General features: G+C 61.3%; 13 protein-coding genes. 8 read left to right on the top strand and 5 right to left on the bottom strand.

The annotated features are described in order from the left end of the window. Positions 1 to 3: 3 nt before the first annotated feature. Positions 4 to 1,431 (bottom strand): GGDEF domain-containing protein, encoded by a 1,428-nt coding sequence (locus AAK988_RS09080; protein WP_369873613.1) that lies wholly within the window; start codon positions 1,429 to 1,431, stop codon positions 4 to 6. A gap of 498 nt (positions 1,432 to 1,929) precedes the next feature. Between AAK988_RS09080 and AAK988_RS09075 the strand changes: the two genes are divergently transcribed. The 3 genes from AAK988_RS09075 (at position 1,930) to guaA (ending at position 5,851) form a co-directional block, all read left to right on the top strand. Next, complete coding sequence (locus AAK988_RS09075; RefSeq protein ID WP_369880643.1) at positions 1,930 to 3,318, top strand: MFS transporter; 1,389 nt, start codon at positions 1,930 to 1,932, stop codon at positions 3,316 to 3,318. A 270-nt stretch (positions 3,319 to 3,588) separates the two neighbouring features. Next, positions 3,589 to 4,758: an ATP-binding protein gene (locus AAK988_RS09070; protein ID WP_369880642.1), complete on the top strand. Its 1,170-nt coding sequence runs from the start codon at positions 3,589 to 3,591 to the stop codon at positions 4,756 to 4,758. Positions 4,759 to 4,870: 112 nt separating this feature from the next. Beyond that, positions 4,871 to 5,851, top strand: coding sequence for a glutamine-hydrolyzing GMP synthase (gene guaA / locus AAK988_RS09065; protein ID WP_369873610.1), 981 nt, complete (start codon positions 4,871 to 4,873; stop codon positions 5,849 to 5,851). Between the two features lie 339 nt (positions 5,852 to 6,190). Here the strand turns inward: guaA and AAK988_RS09060 are convergent, their stop codons facing one another. The 3 genes from AAK988_RS09060 to AAK988_RS09050 all read right to left on the bottom strand — a co-directional run bounded on the left by AAK988_RS09060 (position 6,191) and on the right by AAK988_RS09050 (position 9,245). Further along, positions 6,191 to 7,135, bottom strand: a complete 945-nt coding sequence (locus AAK988_RS09060) for an Abi family protein (protein WP_369873609.1) — start codon at positions 7,133 to 7,135, stop codon at positions 6,191 to 6,193. A 490-nt stretch (positions 7,136 to 7,625) separates the two neighbouring features. Next, a complete protein-coding gene (locus AAK988_RS09055; RefSeq protein ID WP_369880641.1) occupies positions 7,626 to 8,261 on the bottom strand; it encodes a GyrI-like domain-containing protein in 636 nt (211 codons plus the stop codon). A 72-nt stretch (positions 8,262 to 8,333) separates the two neighbouring features. After that, positions 8,334 to 9,245, bottom strand: a complete 912-nt coding sequence (locus AAK988_RS09050) for an AraC family transcriptional regulator (RefSeq protein ID WP_369880640.1) — start codon at positions 9,243 to 9,245, stop codon at positions 8,334 to 8,336. A 169-nt stretch (positions 9,246 to 9,414) separates the two neighbouring features. Here AAK988_RS09050 and AAK988_RS09045 point away from each other — a divergent pair, with 169 nt between their 5' ends. Then, a complete protein-coding gene (locus tag AAK988_RS09045) occupies positions 9,415 to 10,416 on the top strand; it encodes a hypothetical protein (protein ID WP_369873607.1) in 1,002 nt (333 codons plus the stop codon). Positions 10,417 to 10,615: 199 nt separating this feature from the next. Here the strand turns inward: AAK988_RS09045 and AAK988_RS09040 are convergent, their stop codons facing one another. Then, positions 10,616 to 11,758, bottom strand: a complete 1,143-nt coding sequence (locus AAK988_RS09040) for a helix-turn-helix transcriptional regulator (protein WP_257482710.1) — start codon at positions 11,756 to 11,758, stop codon at positions 10,616 to 10,618. Positions 11,759 to 12,017: 259 nt separating this feature from the next. Here AAK988_RS09040 and AAK988_RS09035 point away from each other — a divergent pair, with 259 nt between their 5' ends. The 4 genes from AAK988_RS09035 to AAK988_RS09020 are packed head-to-tail and all read left to right on the top strand — an operon-like array spanning position 12,018 to position 15,377. Beyond that, positions 12,018 to 12,617 carry a type IV toxin-antitoxin system AbiEi family antitoxin domain-containing protein gene (locus AAK988_RS09035; RefSeq protein WP_262998425.1) on the top strand — a complete coding sequence of 200 codons (600 nt, stop codon included), beginning with the start codon at positions 12,018 to 12,020 and terminating at the stop codon, positions 12,615 to 12,617. Next, on the top strand, positions 12,614 to 13,507 hold the full coding sequence (locus tag AAK988_RS09030) for a nucleotidyl transferase AbiEii/AbiGii toxin family protein (RefSeq protein WP_369873606.1): 894 nt from the start codon (positions 12,614 to 12,616) through the stop codon (positions 13,505 to 13,507). The genes AAK988_RS09035 and AAK988_RS09030 overlap by 4 nt, the downstream gene beginning before the upstream one ends. Then, positions 13,492 to 14,199 carry a response regulator transcription factor gene (locus AAK988_RS09025; protein WP_369873605.1) on the top strand — a complete coding sequence of 236 codons (708 nt, stop codon included), beginning with the start codon at positions 13,492 to 13,494 and terminating at the stop codon, positions 14,197 to 14,199. Before AAK988_RS09030 ends, AAK988_RS09025 begins: the two co-directional genes overlap by 16 nt. Next, positions 14,199 to 15,377 carry a HAMP domain-containing sensor histidine kinase gene (locus AAK988_RS09020; RefSeq protein WP_369873604.1) on the top strand — a complete coding sequence of 393 codons (1,179 nt, stop codon included), beginning with the start codon at positions 14,199 to 14,201 and terminating at the stop codon, positions 15,375 to 15,377. Before AAK988_RS09025 ends, AAK988_RS09020 begins: the two co-directional genes overlap by 1 nt. Positions 15,378 to 15,411 lie beyond the last annotated feature (34 nt).

Here is a 15,411-nt window from a genome sequence, read left to right as displayed (position 1 = left end):
GAGCTAGCCGACGACCGTGAGGCGGTAGCGAGCCTTCCCCGCCTCCTTGGCCTGGTAGAGCGTGCTGTCGGCCACGGCAAAGAGCGCTTCGAAGGGCATGGGCGGCGTGAGGCAGCAGGCGGCCCCGATGCTGATGGTAGGCGCTGCGTGGCACTGGGAGGCCCGGGCAGCCCGCACCGGCTCGTCGGTGGCCCGCTGGGCCGCAAAGGGACCGCGGGCCAAGTGCTCCAGCACCCGATCGGTAGCCGGGCCCGAGGCCAGGCCGGGCGCAAAGATGAGGAACTCGTCGCCTCCGATGCGGGCCACGATGTCCTCTTTGCGCATCACCTGGCTCAGGAACTGGGCCAGCTCCTTCAGCACGGCATCGCCCTCGAGGTGGCCGTAGGTGTCGTTCACTTCCTTGAAATCGTCCACATCCACCACGATGAGGGTGCAGGGGCGGTTCTCGTTGGCCAGGGCCGTCTCGATGCGATCGAGGGCCGCCGCGCGATTGTAGAGCCCCGTGAGTCCGTCGCGCTCGGCCTTGCGGCGGAACTGGCTCTCGCGCAGCGCTGCCTCGTTGGTGTCAAGCAGCCGCCCCACATGGCGCTGGGGACTGCCGTCCTCGTTGTAGAGCACCACGGATTGATAGCGGTACCACACCGGCTCATCATGGGGGCCGGGCGTCGAGGTCTCGAAATCTACGAGGGAGTTCTCGCCGATCTGCTCCATGAGCGGCGAGAGATCGTGGGCCGTGATGGCCAGCTGGCAGGGCTTCTGGCACCGACGATGCACGACGAAATCGCCCTGCTCGGGAGTGCGGCCGAAGCGGCCCTCAAAATCGCCGTAGACATGGGCCTCCCCCGTGGCGCACTCGATGTCGAAGAGCACGTCGTTGGAAAGGGCCGTGATGATCTCGAGCCGCTCGTTGGCCCGGCACAGCTGCTCCTCGTCGTTCACCTGGTCGGTAATGTCCATCACCGTCACGTAGAACCAGCGCCGTCCTTCAGCGTCTTCCACAAGCTGGCCCCAGTCCTCAACCCAGCGCAGGGTCCCATCGGCGCGGCGGATGCGGTAGCGCACGTGGTCTTCGTTGCTTGCCGAGGTCTGCTCCACAATCTCGCGCTGCACGCGATCGCGATCCTCCTCATAAACGAGCCCCGAGAACGTGTTGCCCGTCAGCGCCTCGAAGGCCGCAACGTCTTCGCAGCCGAACAGGTGCAGCAGGCCGGCATTGGCGCAGTCGAGGGTGTCGTTCCCCTCGGCGGGATAGCGGAACATGCCGCCGGGAAAACGATCGAGGAATTCCTGGGATACCTGGGCTTCGGCCGTGGCCACATCGGCCTTGGCCTCGGCGGCCTCTGCGGCCTGATGGGCCTCGGCGATCTCCAAGCGCCTCTCAGCGTCGTCACGTTCTTTCCCATGATGGAAGATGTGGTGGAAAGAAACCATGCGAACTCCCTCGTCCTCGGCCTTCGTGCCTCCGTCGAAATTGCAGCGATTGCGGCACGGGATGTCCTTGTATGATAGCACTACCGTCTGCCATAGTTCCCTTAAAAGAGAACGTGGCGCCATTCACCGGGCCACCGTCGCCCCCACGTTGCGGCGTGAGCCATGGCCGTAAACGGTTTGACAGACGGCAAACACTCCCGTACACTGGGCGGACTTTGGAATCTATCGAGGTGGGTGTTTTGATGGCCGGAAGGTTCGTAATCTAATAGCTCGGCAGCGAAGCCGTGGTGACACAGCGGCAGCATCGCAACCCCATCCACGGGACGCAGTGGCCGGGGTCTCTAAGCATGATGCCCAGCCGCCGCTTCGCCTTCCGCAACTTCTCGTTGCGATGCCTTCGCCACCTGAAGTAGGTGGCGCAACCCCTTCCGCAACCCCATGCTGAGTACTACTCGGATCATTTCGCCGCACTCAGCCCTATCCCGCAAGGAGATTTCCATGACCGAACGTTCCCCGCATTCCCCCGAGATCGCTGACGACCCCTCCGCGAACGCCGGCGACGGCACCCCGACCGCTTCCAGCGCTCCCGCCGCTCCCAGACACGACACCACCCGCGACGTTGCCGCAGCCGAGGCCGCCGCCCCTAGCGCCACCGTGCCCCTGAGTGCGGCCGGCCTCCCCTTGGCTAAGAACTGGCTGGCCATTATCGCATTTATCTGGGCCGGGCAGGCCGCCTCCATGATCACCAGCTTCGCCGCCGGCTACGCGGTGGTGTGGTACGTGACCGAATCCACCGGCAGCGCGCTCGTGCTAGCCTTCATGAACATCGCTGCCATGCTGCCCATCGGCCTGCTCTCGCCCTTCGGCGGCATCGTGGCCGACAAGCACAACCGCAAGCTCATCATGATCGCCGCCGACGGGGCCGTGGGCGTAATCTCGCTCACAGCGGGTCTGCTCATCCTGGCCGGAGACGTGTCTATCCCGCTGCTTCTAGCCGTGTGCGTGGCCCGCGCGGTAGGCCAGGCCTTCCACACGCCGGCCATGATGGCCGCCATGCCCATGCTCGTGCCCGACAAGCACCTGCTGCGCATCAACACCTTGGATCAGCTACTGGCCGCCGTCGCCTCCATCGGGGCGCCGGCCTTCGGCATCTTCCTGTACACCACCCTCGGTTTCTCATCGGTGATGTTCCTCGATTTCGCCGGCGCCTGCATCGCCGTGGCGGGGCTTCTGCTGGCGAAGGTGCCCACCGTCATAGACCCGTCGGCCGAGCGTCAGCACGTGCTGGCAAACCTGCGCGACGGCTGGCGCGCCGTTGCGAAGACCCGCGGGCTTCTGCTGCTCATCGGCGGCGTGACTGTGGGCATGATGATCTTCGGCCCGCTGTCGGCCATGTGTCCCTTGATGACCTACAACCACTTCGGCGGCAACGGCTACGACGCCTCCATCGGTGAAGCCGCCTTCGGCGTGGGTATGCTCGTAGGGTCAGGGATCCTCATGGCCTGGGGCGGCGGCCGGCGCCTGGCAGGGCTCATCGCTGTGGCCGCAGTCATCGTGGGCGTGTGCACCGCGGTCTGCGGGCTTTTGCCGCCCGACGGCTTCCCCGTGTTCGTGCTGATGATGGGCACCATGGCCGTGGCTTGCGCCTGGTTCAACGGGCCGTTGCTCACGCTCACTCAGCGCCACGTGCCCGACGAGAAGATGGGCCGCGCCATGGGCCTGCTCACGGCGGCCATGGGTCTTGCCACACCGGTAGGCGTGGCCATCGGCGGCGTGCTGGCCGAGCAGATCGGCATTGCGCCGTTCTTCCTCGTCGACGGCCTCGCCTGCCTGGCGCTGGGGCTCGTGCTGTACCTGCCGAAGTCGGTACGCGCGTTGGATGCCTAGGGGAGCCGAACAGCCAACCGACTGCCCCCGTGCCGACGGCTCGCTTGCAGCAACCCGCCCCCTTCCCCAGCCTGTCACCACCATGCACTGCTCACCCGCAGGGGCGGCCTTTAGGCCGCCCATCCACAACCTGGCATCACCCCACGCCCCAGCCCAGCTGTTCCAAACATGCACTCAATAAGTGCAGGTTTTTCCTAGATATAGCATTCAATGAGTGCACTTATGGTACAATTTCTGCACTCAATAAGTGCATTCATTGAAGGATCAGCCATGGAACGCCTCTACGAAACCATGTACCGCCTGCTCGAGAACACGACGAGCGAATTTCACCGGTACATCTACGACCGCATCAACTGGGACAATCGCATGCTCGGCCTCGTCGGACCGCGAGGCGTCGGCAAAACCACACTCTTCTTGCAGCATATCAAGCATGCCAACCAGACCGACCGGGCACTCTTCGCCTCGGCCGACAACTTGTACTTCTCGGACCACACGCTCTTTGATACGGCAGAGGCTTTCAGCAAAAGCGGCGGCGCATTCCTCTATCTCGATGAGATTCATAAATATGAGGGATGGTCCCGCGAGCTGAAGGCCATCTACGACTCGTTCCCCGATATGCACGTGTACTTCACGGGCTCGTCGATCCTCGACATCGAGCGCGGCGAGGCGGATCTGAGTCGTCGGGCACCGAAGTACCACCTGCAGGGCCTTTCCTTCCGCGAGTTCCTCGCCATGCGCCACGGAATAGAGACGCCGGCCTTCTCCCTGGAGGACATCATCGAGCACCGGGCCTCCATTCCCGGGGTAACCCACCCCCTCCCCTACTTTCGGGAATACCTCATCAGCGGCTATTACCCCTTCGGGCAAGACCCCGACTTCTCCATCGAGCTCGCTCAGGTCATCAACCGCACGCTCGAAGTGGACATTCCCCAGTTCGCGAACATGAACGCCTCGACAGGTCGCAAGCTGCGCAAGCTCATGGCCCTTGCCAGCACGCTTGCCCCCTTCAAACCCAGCATGGCAAAACTAGCCTCGCAGATTGGAGCCAGCCGCAACAACCTGGAGGACTACCTTTTGTTCATCGAGAAAGCAGGCATGACAGCCCAGCTGCGTGAGCCCTCGTCGAGCATTAATGCCCTGGGCAAGGTCGAGAAAGTCTACCTGGACAACACGAACATCCTTCACAACTTAAGCGACGGAGCCCCGGATGTCGGCACGGTTCGCGAGACGTTCTTCTTCAATCAGATGCGTGTCAACCAGAAGGTCTTCAGCTCACCGATCTCTGACTTTCAAATCGACGGCGCCACCTTCGAGGTAGGCGGCAAAAGCAAGGGTGCGAAGCAGATTCGCGATGCGGCGCAGGGGTTCATCGTAAAGGACGACATCGAATACGGCCACGGCAACGTCATCCCCCTGTGGGCCTTCGGGCTGAGTTACTGAGGGCGCTCGCCTGAAACCTCGAGAAGTTCCCCCAGGAAGAGCGCACCCAGACCTGGCCTTCGCTATAATCGTCCCAGAGAGAATCACGGCCCGAATTTGCGAGGAGGTCCCTATGGATCAGAACGTTCGCCCCGACGACATGGAGCGCATCAGCACGCCCGAGCTGGCCCAGGCTTTCATCGACGAGCAGGTGGCCGCCATTCGAGAGCAGGTCGGCGACAAGAAGGTGCTGCTGGCCCTGTCCGGCGGCGTGGACTCCAGCGTGGTGGCGGCGCTGCTGATCAAGGCCATCGGGAAGAACCTCGTGTGCGTGCACGTGAACCACGGCCTTATGCGCAAGGGCGAGTCCGAGCAGGTCATCGACGTGTTCCAGAACCAGATGGACGCGAATCTGGTGTACGTGGACGCCACCGACCGCTTCCTGGATTTGCTGGCCGGCGTAGACGAGCCGGAAACCAAGCGCAAGATCATCGGCGGCGAGTTCATCCGCGTGTTCGAGGAAGAGGCCCGCAAGGTGGGCGACGAGGTTGATTTCCTCGCCCAGGGCACCATCTGGCCCGACATTCTGGAATCCCAGGACGGCGTGAAGGCCCATCACAACGTGGGCGGCCTGCCCGACGATTTGCAGTTCGACCTGGTGGAGCCCGTGAAGCTGCTGTTCAAGGACGAGGTGCGCGTGGTCGGCCGCGAGCTGGGCCTGCCGGAGAACATGGTGGAGCGCCAGCCCTTCCCCGGCCCGGGCCTGGGTGTGCGCTGCCTGGGCGCCATCACCCGCGACCGCCTGGAGGCGCTGCGCGAGGCCGACGCCATCGTGCGCGAGGAGATGGAAGCGGCGAACGTGGGCGCTTGGCAGTACTTCGCCGTGGTACCCGACATACGCGCCACCGGCGTGCGCGACGGCGTGCGCGCCTACGAGTGGCCGGCCATCATCCGCGCCATCAACACCGTGGACGTGATGACCGCCGAGGTGCCGGAGCTGGATTGGGCGCTCTTGAAGCGCATGACCGACCGCATCACCCACGAAGTACCCGGCATCTGCCGCGTGGCCTACGACCTCACCCCCAAGCCCGTAGGCACGGTCGAGTGGGAATAGGCGCGCACATCACGTGAGGTTTGAACCGGGTACATTTTGGTGCAATTTGGCAAACTAGCGAAGCCCATAGTTATCTCCAAGCCAGTTGGACCATAGTTTCTAGAAATGCTCCCTCGGTTGATTCCGAAGGAGCATTTTTTAGTTGGCCCGCCCCCTTCAAACCTATGAAGCTGAAGCATGAAATCCTTGCGTCTCGATATAATGCGCTTGAGCTTGTATTATGCGGATCCAGTCAGTTTTGTACTCACACATCTTCTAAAAGCATGAGCGTTACGTCGAACTTGCACTCATTCAGTGCTCACGGACGATTGCGCAAACAAAAGACCGCTAACCGCTAGATTATTCGCTTTCGGTTTTAACCCAGGATTTCCACAGAGGACTTTCTTTCCAACCATCAGTAAACCCCATACGATTGAGCTCGTCTGCCGACCTGGTCTCCAGAAGGCTAAATAGTTTTGACCGCCAAGACGTGTCAGGAGCCACTCTTTCGAGCAGGTAGCTGAGGATAGTGAGAATTCCGCAGGTTCTGTCGGCGCGAATCTGAAAAGGTTCATACCACTCGGGATTCTTTGCTTTGGTTGGAATAACCGGTCTTGTACCAATACCTTTATTCCAGAGTCGTGCATGATGAGCACATATGTTGCGCGTGGTATTTAATGCAACAAGCCAGGATTTCAACACACGCGTGGTTACACCGAGCTTGCCTGCGAGTTCATTTCGAATTTCCGACGACGCACCTTTATAGAGGCGCAGCATCGTCCCGAATTCCATGAGATTAACCATGATCCAATACGGGGGCAGCTCTTTACTATCGCCATACTTCTCTTTGAAGTGTCGCACAAACGGTTCACTAGAACGCAGATACTGGGTTTCGCAGCGCTCCAGAAATTCGCTATATTCTTCTTCATCTAAACGTGGCAGATTTTCTGGTTCCAGATATCCAAATGGACCAGTTTCTTTCGCGAGTTCATATGCAAGCTGAGACCTAAAATAAACCTCAATACGCTCTATAGCGTCGAGAGTCAATAAACGCAATTGCCGGTCGAATGTATAGAGGCTCCAGATTTCATCAAACGTTGTTCCCTCGATGAAGCGCTCATCGTGAGTACCTTTGGAATCTGAGATGTTAGAGCGTTTGAAAATATACCAATACCCACTCAGACGATAATAGCCGACCTCCTGAAGATGTCGAATCAGGTTCTCTCGGTTGGCGCTCAAGCCACGCTCATCTATAAGCAGATCTGCTTGCTGCTCGTAAGACAACCATGGCTTTTCGTACTCCAAGGACCCTCCTAGGCGAGAATACAAGAAGACCCGGCAGTGTGCATCGTTGAGAGGCCGGCCGGGTTTGCTGTTGCTTATACTAGCACAAGCGCTTGAAGATTTGGTGGCGATACTCTTGAATGGTAGCCCGCTTCATCCACCAAGCCCTTCGACCTTTGGTTGTCTTGCCGCCGCCATAGACCCAGAATCTGTCGGAAACCCATTCGGCCCCTTCGAAACGCTTTCTATCTTGACACCTGCTGCGGCCACAGCACGAACATACACACGAACTCGGTTCATGTGTATGTTCATGCCAATACTGCCGATTGAGGGCGAATGGGGCTTCGATGCGGAGCTACGGGCACAGATCACCCGACAGCACAATAGGGTCGCAGCAATGACCCAGTACCGCATCTGTCGCCCGCGGCGGCACAACCATAGCAAGGCCTGCCGTTTTACGCTCGGCAGGCCTTTTCTTCTGGTCAGATATGCGGCTTACGGCACGCTTGCCCTAGGCGGGCTTTACGGGGATGCGGAGAACCGTTTTCAGGCGTTCGGGGGCAACCCGTCGCGGATCCGAGAGGTAGATCTCGTGGTGGAGGCGCTTCTCGCTTTGGTCGAACCGCAGGCCCTCCGACTCGGCATAGCTTTTCAGCGCGTCGATCGTCGCGGGCTCGTCGTCGTAGGACCCGGTGTGCATGCACTGCACGCAGAGCCCCTCGTCCACCGTGATCATCTCCGTCTTCGAGAAGTCGGCCTTCTTCTTGCGCGTGGCCTCCTGCACTGCCCAGTCGAACACGCCGGGCGTCACGAACTCGGGCAGCCGGATGCAGCTCATCCACTCGAGTTCGGCCTTGCGCTGCGGATCCAATCGCTCGATAGGCTCGGGAAAAGTCCAGAAGCCCTCGAGCGGCGGAACGACGTAGGGCGTATACCCCTCGATGTCGTAACCCGACTTGGGTGACATCTTGATGGTGAAGGAGATGCCGTAGAGCATCTGGAGGGCACGCTGGTATTCGCCGTCTTCTTCGTTCGGATCCCCTTTACCGCGCACCGCCACATAGTTGATCGGCGGCATCTCTATGAGAGCCGGCTTCTTCGACGGCTGATAGATGTCCTTGTACTCTTTCTTGTAGTCGAACGGCATGGGGTTCCTCGCTCCTTACGTGATGGTTGCTGCTGGCTATCAGCTCGCCGTCGGCGAACGCGGCCAGGGGCCTTAGGCCTTGACCACGGGAAGCCAGACCTCGCTCCTGCTGTCCGGCGCGGTCATGGCCGGCGTGAAGTATCTCTCGACGTCGGTGCCCGAGGCCCACTGGTACCCAGAGGCCGGCAGCCACTCGGCGAGGATGCGATGCCACAGCTCGTTCATGGCATCGGGCATCGGCCCGACGCACTCGAAGACCGCGTAGGTGGCCGCCTCGACGACGCGCTCCCCCATGCCCTCGGGGCACGGCTGACCTGTGGCCACGCAGGCCATGTAGCAGTCGAACTCGCCGTCGTCGCAGAACTGGACGCCCAGCAGGCCCGCAGGCTCGCTGCCGTCCATCAGGTCCAGCACCTTGTGGACGTCCGCCCCGATCTTAGCCCAGTACTCGGTGGCCTTCGCCCCGGCGCTCTCGACGTCCCATGTCCCGTTGTCGGACGGTATCCCGACCACGCGGAAAGACGGCTGCTCGATGATCTTGTAGTCCATTGCCTCTTCTCCCTTCACGGATAGTGTGAACGCGAGGCGTGGGTGGAGTTTGAGCTTGGTGCCGGGCAGGCGCGCCTCGCTCGGCGACGCGCCGTGCACGCTTCGAAACGCCCTGCTGAACGACGTCGGAGAGTCGTACCCGTATCTCAGGGCCACGTCTATCACCTTCGCATCGGTTGACGCAAGGTCGTATGCGGCGCTCGTCATCGCCCGGCGCCTGACGTACTCCGAAAGCGTCACACCCGCCAGGTAGGGGAACATCCGCTGGAGCTGGTACTGGGAGCATCCGGCGATGCGGGAGAGCTCCTCCAGGTCAAGCGTCCCGTCCAGGTGCTCCTCAACGTAGCCCATGGCTCGGTTCAAGTTCTCAAGCTGGCTCATCCACGCCTCCTTTCGCATCCAGGTTACCGGGCAGGAGAAGGCACGTCCTCTCATATCCCGTGCGAGTATTGGCTGGCCGCGACCACGCATCGCGCCCGAACCGGCAGCATAGTTTAACATTGCAAAGCATGCAGAAGAAACCCTGGGCATCGCGCTCCAAAGGACATATCCTTGCGCGATGGTTATACTTAAGGGAGTCTAATCTGTTCGGAAGGGGAGGAAGATGAGCGTAGCCAGAAGTCGACGAATAGGCCTGATTGCCTTCTGCGCGCTGTGCCTGACCCTCTACGTTTATGGCATCGCCTCCGCGCCGCGCATACCAAGCCACATCGAAGGCATCGCCCTGCCGCTTGATTTCATGGTGGGGATACCGCTTGGCTTCTACCTTCTTGTGGCTCGGCCAAGAAGGCTCACGCTGCTCTCGGTCATTCCCGTTATTTGGATCGGCTATGCGCTGAGCGCGCTCGCACTCGGGGCGCCAGATGCAGGTATCCTGCCGGCCCTGCTCTCCGCGTTGATTCCCGTGGAGCTCGCCATCGCCGCGCGGGAATGCCTGAAGATCGCCCACACTTTCAAAACCGCCAAGGCGAAGAGCCCTGATCCCATGGCCTGGTTCAGGGAGACGATGTTCTACCTCGTCCGCAAAGACATCGCCGCTCACATGACGGCAGCCGAGCTGAGCGTTTGGTACTACGCGCTGCTTTCGTGGCGAAAGAAGCCCTACATACTGTCAGGCGAGCGGGCGTTCAGCTACCATAACGCCGGCGGCTACATGAACATGATGCTCGGACTCGCGCTCGCATTCCCCGTGGAGATCGTCGCGGTGCACCTCCTGGTGTCACAGTGGAGCGTTTCGGCCGCTATCGTCGTTACGGCGCTTTCCGTCTATGCGGCTATTTGGCTCGTGGGCGACGCGCGCGCACGCATACTGCGCCCCATCGTGGTCGGGGAAGGCTCCGTTCGCCTGGAATGCGGCATTCAGATGGAGACCGTCATTCCCGCCTCCAATATCGAGATGGTCGCACTTTCGGATAACGAAATTGGGCATATCGAAGAGTCAGACAGGCTCAACTACGGCACGTTCTATCGCCCGGATGCATGGTTGGTGATGCAGAGCTCCGTTGAAGTTCGGACGCTTCTGGGCACGAAGCACGTGCGCGCCATCGGCGTGAGCGTTGACGACCCAAAGGCGTTCGCCGCCGCGATTAAAGAGGCTGCGGAATGAGGCGCCGTAACTTGATACGCGCCAATCGTTGAGGGATCGAAGCGAATGCCCAGCGACTTGAACAGCTGATCCTCTGCGGTTGGCGCAAGCTCGAAGGCGTCGACCAGGGGCCAGGGCGACTGGAAGGTATGCGCCCAGGCGCAAGCGAGCTGGAAGGCAACCGAGATGATCACGTACCTCAAGACCAAATCGATGGCGCTCATACGGAGACCTCCTCCCCCAGGCGGCGCATGACTGCATCAAACCTTGGGTTGCCGCGAAGCGCGCCCCAGCTCTCGTTCGATGTGATGCTGCTCACGAAGGACGAGCGTAGCGATGCCGCAGCCTCTCCTCGCGCCTCATCCGCCTTCTCGTCTCCGTTCCGCCACAAAAACTCGTCGACAGGCTTGAAGAAAGGCGGGTTCTGCGGGTTCTCAAACGTCTCGCAGCAGCGCTCCAGGTCTTCGACGAACCGTTCCAGCTCGGCCAGCGCGCGGTCGCTATCCCCCGATTCCACGAGCTGCGTCGCCAACGCGATCCGAATGATTGGGACAAGCGTTGGGGAGAGCGCCGCAAACCCATCCGGCGCTTGAATGGCCGCCGCGAGAACAAGGATATCTTCGAGTTCCTCGGCGCTTACACCCTCGACCCCGGCCAAAGCCTGCGCGCAGCTGGCAACTTCGAGGAGCGAGAAGAGGAGCTGGCGCTTGAGCGCGATCTCGGCCCTCTTCGGGTTCCCTGCTCTTATGGCAATGCCTGCGAGAATGATTGCGGCCATGTTCGGCTTGGCGGGAACCATCTTTTCGATGAGTTCGTCTGCCTGGCCCTCCCTCCCCTCGGACGCGAGCAATATGCAGAGCGCTTGCAAGACGAAGTCTGTGGAGGGGCCGTCTGGATCGAGCTGCAGCACGCGGCGCAAGATCCTCTCAGCGAGATCGGCCACGCGCGATGTGGGTTCGGGGCAATTCGCCTCGTCTGAGATGCTCGGCTCTATCGCTTTCACATAGAGCGCGAGGCCGACAGCCTTGAGGAGCTCAGGATCGGACCAGTATCGGGCAGACTGTCGCTCGGCATACGTGGCAGCCTGGGCAGGATCCTCCGCAAGCAGCGCTTGCAGCCACTCCGTGACCTCTTCCCGCTTTTCCTCGCTTGCCAGGGGTTCGTACCCGAACAAGTCGTCCAAGGTTACAGAGAATAGGGAGGCTATCTGGGGTACAAGGGCGATGTCGGGCAAGCTCTGGCCGCATTCCCATTTCGATACGGCCGCTTTCGACACGCCGAGTCGGCAGGCAAGTTCCTCCTGCGTAAGATGGTTGCGGATGCGCTCTTCTAGGATGCGCTCGGATAAAAGGGAACGGTTCATCGGTTGTCCTTTCGACACCTTCAATTATCTCCGCACTAAGAAATCGCAGCAAGCGAGAGCCGATTGACTTTGCCCGCCGTTAAATCAACCGACGGTTGACTGCCGCTCTTGTAACGCGATTTTGCGACGGCCGGGCCGAAAGCATCAGCGCAGTAAGATCTTCTGGACGAAAAAGAACCGGGCTTGCCTACCAGTTTGCCACTAGGCTATAGTTTACAATCACGCTGAATATGCGTTAGAATATCAGCGTGATTGTAAAATGATTACCAAATACGACAAGACACTGAATTCTATCCTCGAAGCCAACGCGGGGATCATAACCTCTGCCGAGGCGCAAGAGGCAGGGGCTACGCGCCCGGCGTTCTCCGACTACGTCCGCAGACACGGCCTTGAGCGAACATCGCGTGGGGTCTACATTGATCCTGATGTATTCCCAGACGAAATGGCGCTCCTCCAGAAGCGCTTCCCTAAAGCCGCGTTCTCCCATGAATCGGCGCTCTACCTGCATGACCTGACCGACCGCGAGCCGATTCCAGTCTCGGTCACGGTTGACTCGGGCTACAACGCCGGCCCCCTGAAGGCCCAAGGCGTGCGCATCTACTACACGAAGCCGGAGTGGTACGAGATGGGGCTCGCGGAGGTCGAAACGCCGAGCGGTGCCAAAGTGATGGCCTACGACAAGGAGCGCACCATCTGCGACCTCATCCGCAAGCGCGCCGCTTTCGACCCGGCAGTGTTCCGACAGGCAATCCGCGATTACGCGCGTTCAAGGGATAAGAATCTTGCGCGCCTGTCTGACTATGCGCGCGCGATGAACATAGAATCCCGCGTTTATGAGGTAATGGAGGTGGCACTGTGATCACGGGAGCCCGGAGAATCAAAGACCTCATCAGGAACCACGCCAAAGGAGACGGCGCCAAGTCGCAGATGCTGCTTCGGCATTACGCCATGGAGCGCCTGCTTGAGAGGCTGTCCGTGTCCGATTATCGCGATGACTTCGTCATCAAGGGAGGTATGCTCGTGGCATCCCTCGTCGGCGTGGACGAGCGTTCCACGCGAGACATCGACGCCACGATGCGCGGGCACGACATGAGCTTGGATAATGTCTCTCGCATCCTTGCCGAGGTCGCTTCCATCGACATCGGAGACGGCTTCACCTTCGAGCTCGGGGAGCCACAGAAGATTATGGAGGACTCCGAGTACGGCGGCATGCGCATTGGCGTGAGTGCGTCCATCGAGAAGACGAAGACGGCTTTCAAAATCGACATCTCCACAGGAGACGCTATCACTCCGGATGCGATTGAGTACGAGTATAAGCTCCTGTTCGAGGACAGATCAGTCGCGCTGCGCTCGTACAACACCGAGACGGCGCTCGCTGAAAAGCTGGAGACCATCCTCTCGCTCGCAACCCAGACCACGCGGATGCGCGACTTCTACGACATCTATGCCCTCATGGAATCGGGCCGCAATATCGATTTCAGGCTCCTGGGGGATGCCCTTGATGCGACCATGGCAGTGCGCGCGAGCACGGCGTCGCTTGATCGGAGCGATGAGATAATCGTCCTGCTAGAGGGAAGCGAGATGATGGAGGGGCACTGGAGCCGGTATCAGGCGGCCAATTCCTTCGCTGAGTCTGTCAGTTGGCAAGATACGCTCGCATCTCTTCGCACGATGGTCAACGCAATTAAGGCTGCCACTGCTGCGCATTGTCCCAAAGAGCCGCAGGAGGACACGTGGGCGATATCATGAAAAAGGTGTTGATTGTCGAGGACGAGCGGGAGCTGGCGCAGCTGATGCGTCGTGCGTTCGAAGCGGACGGCATTGCGGCCGATATCGCTGGAAGTGCCGAGGAGGCGTACGACCTTCTGACCAGCGCCGTCTTCGATTGCCTGATGGTGGACGTGAACCTGCCGGGCGACGACGGCTACGCCCTCTGCCGCAACCTGCGCGAGCGCAGCGGGGTGCCCGTGGTGTTCGCCTCGGCGCGCATCGAGCCCGACGCGCGCATCCGCGCCCTGGAGGAAGGGGGCGACGCCTACCTCTCCAAGCCGTTCAGCCTGCGGGAAATGCTCGCCCAGGCGAAGGCGCTCATGATGCGGCCCGAGCGGAAAACCGGCGCCGACGAGGCCGTGCTCTCCGCCGGCCCGTTTCAGCTTGACGGCAGGGCCAAGACCATCCGGAAGAATGGGCAACTGATTGCCCTGTCGCCCCGGGAATTCCAGCTCGCGTCGGCCCTCATGGGCAGCGCCGGCCAGAGCCTCAGCCGCGACGCCCTTTTGGCGAAGGTGTGGGGCGCCTTTGCCGAGGTGGAGCCGCAGACGGTCTCCGTCCACATGAGCTGGCTTCGCGCCAAACTTGAGGACGACCCAGCTCACCCCGTTTACTTCAAGACCGTTCGCGGCGAGGGCTATCGCTTCGATCTTCCCGAAGGCGATCGCTGATGGCGAAGCAGGGAGAACGCCTGACGAAGCGGCTTGCCGGCGCGGCCCTCGCCTCCGCGCTTGCCGTCGTCATTGCGGCTGCTTCGGGCATCGCGGTTGTCACCAACGGCGGAGAGGATGCACTGCGAAGCCAAGTGGTCGAGCTCAACGACACCCGGCAGGACATCGCAGAAACTGCGCCCGACGGCCGCGACGGCTCCCTGCAGGTGGCCGATCAAGCGCTCGCAGGCGCCCAGGATGCGTTGCGGGATGCCGCCGAATCCCGCAACGACGCGGCGGCCGGCGCCGTGGCGCTCACCGCGCTCGTCTCCGTTGCGGCCCTCGCGTTTTTGGTCATCTACCTGCACCGCGCGGTGGCGCGACCTTTCACGCGACTGGAGGGCTTCGCCGAGGAAGTGGCGGCCGGCAACCTGGATGCGCCGCTCGCCTATGAAAGGTCCAACCCCTTCGGCAAGTTCACCTGGGCATTCGACCACCTTCGCAAGGAACTCGACCGCGCCCGGAAGGACGAGGAACGCGCGAGGAAAGACCACAAGGCCGCGCTCGCCTCGCTCTCCCACGACCTGCGCACCCCGCTCGCGTCCCTCAGGGCCTATGCGGAGGCCCTGGACATGGGGCTAGTGAACTCGGAGGAGGAACGGGCGGAATACGAGCGTGCCATCATCCGAAAATGCGACGAGGCCTCATCTCTGGTGGAGGACCTGTTCCAGCATGCGCTCTCGGACATGGATCGCATCGCGGTGGCCTGCGAGTCCGTGCAGGCGGCCCCCATCGTGAGGCGCTGCGCCAGCGACTCGTCCGGCCTGGCCCAGATTTCCTGCCTGCGCGTGGACGATGCCCGCGTGGAAGCCGACGAGGCGCGGCTCGCCCAGGCCATCGGCAACCTCATCGGCAACGCCATCAAGTACGCGCGCGGTTCGGCCATCGATATCCAGGCCACGGCCGAGAACGGGCTGTACACGATAGCGGTGCGCGATTACGGGCCGGGCATGCCCCCTGAGGACATGCCGTTTGCCACCGAGCGCTTCTATCGGGGCGCGAACGCGTCGGACAAGCCGGGTTCGGGGCTGGGGCTCTACATCTCGTCCTATCTGGCAGAACGCATGGGCGGCCGCCTGCACCTGGTCAATGCCCACCCGGGGCTCAAGGCCACCATAGAGCTTCCCCTTTTGCCCTGAGCCGCAAACCCTGCGGCCTTAATGATTCCTTAAT

This window comes from Adlercreutzia muris, from assembly GCF_041223505.1.
GTDB lineage: Bacteria > Actinomycetota > Coriobacteriia > Coriobacteriales > Eggerthellaceae > Adlercreutzia > Adlercreutzia muris.
This window is presented reverse-complemented; position numbering and strand designations above follow the sequence as displayed.

What these genes read in the sequence shown, in the direction of transcription:
- AAK988_RS09080 (WP_369873613.1), bottom strand. Translation starts at nt 1,431, where the DNA reads ATGGTTTCTTTCCACCACATCTTCCATCATGGGAAAGAACGTGACGAC.
- AAK988_RS09075 (WP_369880643.1), top strand. Translation starts at nt 1,930, where the DNA reads ATGACCGAACGTTCCCCGCATTCCCCCGAGATCGCTGACGACCCCTCC.
- AAK988_RS09070 (WP_369880642.1), top strand. Translation starts at nt 3,589, where the DNA reads ATGGAACGCCTCTACGAAACCATGTACCGCCTGCTCGAGAACACGACG.
- guaA (WP_369873610.1), top strand. Translation starts at nt 4,871, where the DNA reads ATGGATCAGAACGTTCGCCCCGACGACATGGAGCGCATCAGCACGCCC.
- AAK988_RS09055 (WP_369880641.1), bottom strand. Translation starts at nt 8,261, where the DNA reads ATGCCGTTCGACTACAAGAAAGAGTACAAGGACATCTATCAGCCGTCG.
- AAK988_RS09050 (WP_369880640.1), bottom strand. Translation starts at nt 9,245, where the DNA reads ATGAGAGGACGTGCCTTCTCCTGCCCGGTAACCTGGATGCGAAAGGAG.
- AAK988_RS09045 (WP_369873607.1), top strand. Translation starts at nt 9,415, where the DNA reads ATGAGCGTAGCCAGAAGTCGACGAATAGGCCTGATTGCCTTCTGCGCG.
- AAK988_RS09040 (WP_257482710.1), bottom strand. Translation starts at nt 11,758, where the DNA reads ATGAACCGTTCCCTTTTATCCGAGCGCATCCTAGAAGAGCGCATCCGC.
- AAK988_RS09035 (WP_262998425.1), top strand. Translation starts at nt 12,018, where the DNA reads ATGATTACCAAATACGACAAGACACTGAATTCTATCCTCGAAGCCAAC.
- AAK988_RS09020 (WP_369873604.1), top strand. Translation starts at nt 14,199, where the DNA reads ATGGCGAAGCAGGGAGAACGCCTGACGAAGCGGCTTGCCGGCGCGGCC.